Source organism: Burkholderiales bacterium (assembly GCA_013695435.1).
Taxonomy (GTDB): domain Bacteria; phylum Pseudomonadota; class Gammaproteobacteria; order Burkholderiales; family JACMKV01; genus JACMKV01.
In genome coordinates this window covers 1-5,628 of sequence record JACDAM010000246.1, presented here as the reverse complement: position 1 = coordinate 5,628, position 5,628 = coordinate 1, and the positions used below count along the sequence as shown (strand labels likewise).

The following is a 5,628-nucleotide window of genomic DNA, read 5'->3' as shown; positions in this document are numbered from 1 at the left end:
GCCGCAAACCCGATGTCCAGGTACGGCGCGTCATCGATAGCGTGCGTCACCTGGCCGGCATCGCCGTCGAACGCATACGCGCTGCCAATGCTCTCGAGCAGAGCGCGCAGTATCTGCGCCTCGTCATCGATTCAATGCCGGCGCTGGTCGCCTATGTCGACCGCGACGAGCGCTTTCGTTTTATCAATAAGACTTTCGAACGCTGGTTTGGCTACAGCAGCGAGCAAATCCATGGCATGAAAGTCGAGAGCATCGCGAGCCCCGACCTTTACCGGATCGTCAAACCCTACGTCGATCGCGCGCTCGCCGGCGAAAGCGTTACCTATGAGCGCCAGCAGCCGGTCGCGAACTCGGCGTCGCGCTATCTCGAGGTCAGCTACGTTCCCGACATCGCCGAAATCAGCGACGAAAAAGGCGGCGTGCGCCAGGAAGTTCGCGGCTTTGTGTCATTGATGACCGACATCACGGCGCGCAAGGCCGACGAGGAAAGGCTGCACTTTCTTGCCCGTCACGATCAATTGACCGGCTTGCCGAACCGCGCGCTGTTCATCGAGCATCTGAGTTTTGCGCTGACGCAAGCCGCGCGCAACGGCGCGAAAGTGGCGGTGCTGTTCATCGATCTCGACCGCTTCAAGAATGTCAACGACACGCTCGGTCATCCGATCGGCGATCGCTTGCTGCAGGCCGTCGCTAAACGGTTCCGCGGCGGCGTGCGCGAAGGCGACACGGTAGCGCGTCTGGGCGGCGACGAATTCACGATATTGATCAGCGCCTATACCGACCTGCAGAGCCTGGGGCAAATCGCGCAGAAGCTGCTCGATGCACTGGCGGCGCAATTGAGCATCAACGGCAATGAGCTGTACATGACGGCGAGCATCGGCATCAGTATTTTTCCGGACGATGCGCAGGATGTCGCCATGCTGATCCGCAATTCCGATATCGCAATGTATCGCGCCAAGAGTCTCGGCAAAAATACCTACGCGTTTTTCTCACCACAGGCCAACACCGAGCGCTACGAGCATCTGCGACTGGAAACGGGCTTGCGCCGCGCGCTCGAAAACAATGAATTCGAAATCCACTATCAACCTCGCGTAAGTATCGACAGCGGGCGCATCCTCGGCATGGAAGCGCTGCTGCGCTGGAATCATCCGCAGCTCGGCCGCGTGCCGCCGCTGGATTTCATTCCGCTGGCCGAAGAAACCGGGCTCATCGTGCCGATCGGCACATGGGTGATCCACACCGTTTGCGCGCAGGTCAAGGCTTGGCAGGACGCGGCGTTCGAGACCGGCTGCACGTCGATCAATCTGTCGGCGTTGCAGTTCCGGCAGCTCGATCTGGCCGCGACGATCGCGCGCATCCTCGACGAAACCGGGCTCGCCGCGAAATCGATCGAGTTTGAGTTGACCGAGAGCAGCGTCATGGCCGACGCGCAGGAGGCCATCGCCGTCCTGCACGCGCTGAAATCGATGGGGCTGCGGTTGGCGATCGACGATTTCGGGACCGGCTACTCGTCGCTCAGCTACCTGAAGCGATTCCCGATCGACACGCTCAAAATCGATCAATCGTTCGTGCGCGATATCCTGGCCGATACTGGCGACGCCGCCATCACCGAAGCCGTGATCGCGATGGCGATGAGTCTACGCCTGCGCGTGATCGCCGAGGGCGTCGAAACGCGAGAGCAACTGGCTTTTCTGCGCAAGCACCGCTGTCATGAAGCGCAGGGGTATTTGTTCAGCCGGCCATTGCCCGCGCACAAATTCGAGTCTCTGCTTATGGCGAACACCACGTATTCGGTCGACGTTCGAGGTTAGTCTCCACTGAAACTTCGTTTCGAGGCTTGAGCAACGAAGTATCGGCAAGCGCAGGTGTGTGCAACAGTGCCGGGAGACAACTCAAACCGCGCTCTTGATCACGCCGCCATCGACCCTGAGCGCCGCGCCGGTCGTGGCCGACGCAAGCGGACTGGCGATGTAGGCGACCAGCGAGGCGACCTCATCGGGTGTCGCAAAGCGCTTGATCAGCGATGTCGGCCGCACCCTCTCGAAAAACTCCTGCTCGAACTCGTCGAACGATTTGCCGCTTTCCTTCGCCAGCGCATCGACGAAATCGCCGACGCCGCGCGATCTGGTCGGCCCCGGGAGGATGCTGTTCACGGTGATGCCGGTGCCCGCTACGGCCTCGGCCAGACCGCGTGAAACGGCGAGTTGCGCGGTCTTGGTCATGCCGTAGTGAATCATTTCGCTCGGAATCTGAATAGCGCTCTCGCTCGAGATGAAAATTATGCGGCCCCAGTTGCGGCGCTTCATGGCCGGGAGATAGAGACGCGCAAGACGCACTCCGCTCAGCACGTTGACGGCGAATAATCGCAGCCAGTCCTCATCGGGAATTTCCTCGAATGGCCTGGGCTCGAAAATGCCGAGATTGTTTATCAGGATTTCAACGTCCGGGAACTGCCGCGCGAGCTTGGCCGCAGCCTCCGATGTGCTCAGATCGCCGGCGAATCCATGCGCGCCGCCATTGGTTTCGGACTTCAGCTTCGCGACTGCTTCGTCCACCGCGGTTTGCGTCCGGCCATTGACGATAACCGTCGCGCCCTCGCGCGCCAGCGCCATGGCAATCGCATTACCGATGCCAGCGGTGCTGCCCGTAATCAAGGCCAATTTTCTCGTGAGATGCAGATCCATGTTCTTTACCTTGCTTTGGCTGGATTCGATAATCGGCACATTGACTGCTGGCAAAGCGACTCCGAAAAACCACCCCTCCCAGCGGACTTTTCAAACGCAAAGACAGTCCCCATATTATCTATAACCATTCGGAGGGCAAACCATGAAACAGCTCGTGCAAATCAAACCCGCTCCGAAGCCGCACTGGGTCGGCGATGGCTTCCCGGTGCGCAGCCTCATTTCAATCGACGGCGATGCGCGTCAGACCAGTCCCTTTCTGATGCTCGATTACGCCAGACCGCATGAGTTCGCGCCCGCAAGTGCGCCGCGCGGCGTCGGCGGCCATCCGCACCGCGGCTTCGAAACCGTCACCATCGCGTATCAGGGCGAGGTCGCGCACCGCGATTCGAGCGGCAACCGCGGATTGATCCGTCCCGGCGACGTGCAGTGGATGACGGCGGCAAGCGGCGTGCTCCACGACGAATTCCATTCTGAAGAATTTACACGCGAAGGCGGCACGTTCGAGATGGCGCAGCTCTGGGTCAACCTGCCGGCGCGGGACAAGATGCGCGCACCGCGCTACCAGAGCCTGCTGGATGCCGAGATTCCGGCCGTTGCCCTGCCCGACAATGCCGGGCGGCTGCGCGTCATCGCTGGCGACTACGAAGGCACGCGCGGGCCAGCGGCTACGCACACGCCGATGAACGTCTGGGACGTGCGACTGAATGCCGCCCATGGCGCCACTTTTGTGCTGCCGGAAGGCTGGAGCACTGTGCTGGTCGTGCTGCACGGCGAAATCGAGATGGATGGCCGCAAGGTCGGCCCGTCCGATACCGCGCATTTCTCGCGCGACGGCAACAGCATCAGTGTGCGGGCGACCGAAAACACGATAGCCCTGCTGCTCAGCGGCGAGCCCATCGACGAGCCGATCGCGCATTACGGGCCGTTCGTGATGAACACCAGCGAGGAGTTGCAAAAAGCGGTTGCCGACTTTAACGATGGACGATTCGGCGCGCTCCGCGTCTGAGATCTAATGTTCATCCGGGCAGCGGATTCAATTGAAAAAACCGGGCGCCAACTTTCGCTGGCGCCCGGCTTTCGGAGGAAGCCTCTACCGGGGCGACTTAAGTATTGATGTCATCGGTTTGCAGCTTGTAATCCACATCCGAGCGAATGTCGCGATCCTTGGTTTCCCTCAGGAACAGCGTGCCTATGACGAGAGTCATTACAGCAACTATGATTGGATACCAGAGGCCATTGTAGATGTTGCCAGTGGCGGCAACCACAGCCGTCGCCAGCAGCGGTAGCATGCCGCCGAACCAGCCATTGCCGATGTGATACGGCAGCGACATCGAAGTGTAGCGTATCGCGGTCGGGAACAGCTCGACCAGGAACGCCGCAATCGGCCCGTACACCATCGTCACGTAGATCAACATGATGAACAGCAGCAATAGCGTCATCGGATAATTGATCGCGTTCTTGTCGGCCGGGCCGGGATAGCCGGAGGTCTTGAGCGCCGCGGCGTACGCCTTGTCGTCCCAGCCTTTAAGCTCGATGTCGCCAATCCGCGTTACGACTGCGGAGCCTGCTTCCGCGGGGACAGACTTGAACGATAACCCCTGCTTGGTCAGAAAGTCCTTCGCCTTATCGCAGTCGGTGAACGTCGACCACGGCCCGACAAACATATGAAAATTGCAATCAGTCGCGGCGACCTGAATAGACGTTTTTTCGGCGTACGCCTCAAGCGCGGGGTTCACGAAATGAGTCAATCCCTTGAAGATCGGGAAAAACGTCAGTGCGGCAATCGCGCACCCCGCCATAATGATTTTCAAGCGGCCGATCTTGTCCGACAACCAGCCAAAGAAAATGAAGAACGGTGTGCCGAGCAGCAGCGAAATCCCGATCAGCGTGTACGCGGTCAGGTAATCGACCTTCAGCGTAATGGTCAGGAAGAACAACGCGTAAAACTGACCGGTATACCAGACCACACCCTGACCGGCGGTGGCGCCCAGCAACGCGAGCAATACATATTTGTTGTTCGGATATTTCGCGAAGCTGTCCCGAAGAGGCGATTTTGAACCCTTACCCTCGGCCTTCATCTTCTGGAAAATCGGCGACTCGTGCAATTTGAGCCGGATATAGACCGAGAAGAGCAGCAGGATCAAAGACACCAGGAACGGAATGCGCCAACCCCAATCGGCGAACACTTCCTTCTCCATGTAGACGCGGCATAGACCGATCACCAGCAAGGCGAGAAAGAACCCCAAAGTCGCCGTCGTCTGAATCCAGGCTGTGTCGTAGCCGCGCCTGCCAGGAGCAGCATGCTCGGCAACATAGGTCGCCGCGCCGCCGTATTCACCGCCCAGCGCCAACCCCTGCACCAAACGTAGCGTCACAAGCATAATCGGCGCAATCCAACCTACAGTCTCGAAAGTCGGCAGCAACCCGACCAGAAAGGTCGCGAAGCCCATAAACAGAATGGTGACCAGGAAGGTATATTTGCGTCCGACCAGATCACCGATCCGACCAAACACAATGGCGCCGAACGGCCGCACCAGAAACCCGGCAGCATAGGTTGCAAACGCGGAAAGCAGCGCCGCGGTTTCGTTGCCTTTGGGAAAAAACAGCACCGCGAAAAATGGCGCGAGCGTCGCATAGAGATAGAAGTCATACCATTCGAATACCGTTCCGAGCGACGACGCAAAGATGACCTTCCTCTCCTCCGTGCCGACGCTCTTGACCGACTCTTCTTCCAAAAATCCCTTTTTTGCCCTGGCGTCTGCCATTTGTGGCCTCCTTTAGTTTGAGTATCCCGCGGACCCACCTTTAGGGAACCTTTGATTAAGTCCCGCGCGGATCGCGTTTCGACGAGAATGGGCTGGCTGCTAGACGCGCAGTGCAGCATCAGTAGCCGGACTACGGGCAAGCTGCGCGGCGACGCAGACGGCCCAGTATCGTCGAAACC

The 5,628-nt window shown here is 59.3% G+C and carries 4 protein-coding genes; 2 read left to right on the top strand and 2 right to left on the bottom strand.

Annotated features, from left to right (window positions below; all coding sequences use genetic code 11):
• The coding region (locus H0V78_12135) for an EAL domain-containing protein (GenBank protein ID MBA2352489.1) at positions 1-1,811 on the top strand (1,811 nt) is incomplete at its 5' end.
• Between the two features lie 81 nt (positions 1,812-1,892).
• On the opposite strand, the gene H0V78_12130 is transcribed toward H0V78_12135, so the two are convergent.
• Complete coding sequence (locus tag H0V78_12130) at positions 1,893-2,684, bottom strand: SDR family oxidoreductase (GenBank protein ID MBA2352488.1); 792 nt, start codon at positions 2,682-2,684, stop codon at positions 1,893-1,895.
• 142 nt (positions 2,685-2,826) lie between these two features.
• Between H0V78_12130 and H0V78_12125 the strand changes: the two genes are divergently transcribed.
• Positions 2,827-3,690: a pirin family protein gene (locus tag H0V78_12125; protein MBA2352487.1), complete on the top strand. Its 864-nt coding sequence runs from the start codon at positions 2,827-2,829 to the stop codon at positions 3,688-3,690.
• A 97-nt stretch (positions 3,691-3,787) separates the two neighbouring features.
• Here H0V78_12125 and H0V78_12120 read toward each other — a convergent pair whose 3' ends face one another.
• Entirely contained in the window at positions 3,788-5,449 is a 1,662-nt protein-coding gene (locus H0V78_12120; GenBank protein MBA2352486.1) for an MFS transporter, read from the bottom strand.
• Positions 5,450-5,628: the final 179 nt, after the last annotated feature.

Coding starts and splice junctions, on each gene's coding strand:
- H0V78_12130 (MBA2352488.1), bottom strand. CDS start 2,684: ATGGATCTGCATCTCACGAGAAAATTGGCCTTGATTACGGGCAGCACC.
- H0V78_12125 (MBA2352487.1), top strand. CDS start 2,827: ATGAAACAGCTCGTGCAAATCAAACCCGCTCCGAAGCCGCACTGGGTC.
- H0V78_12120 (MBA2352486.1), bottom strand. CDS start 5,449: ATGGCAGACGCCAGGGCAAAAAAGGGATTTTTGGAAGAAGAGTCGGTC.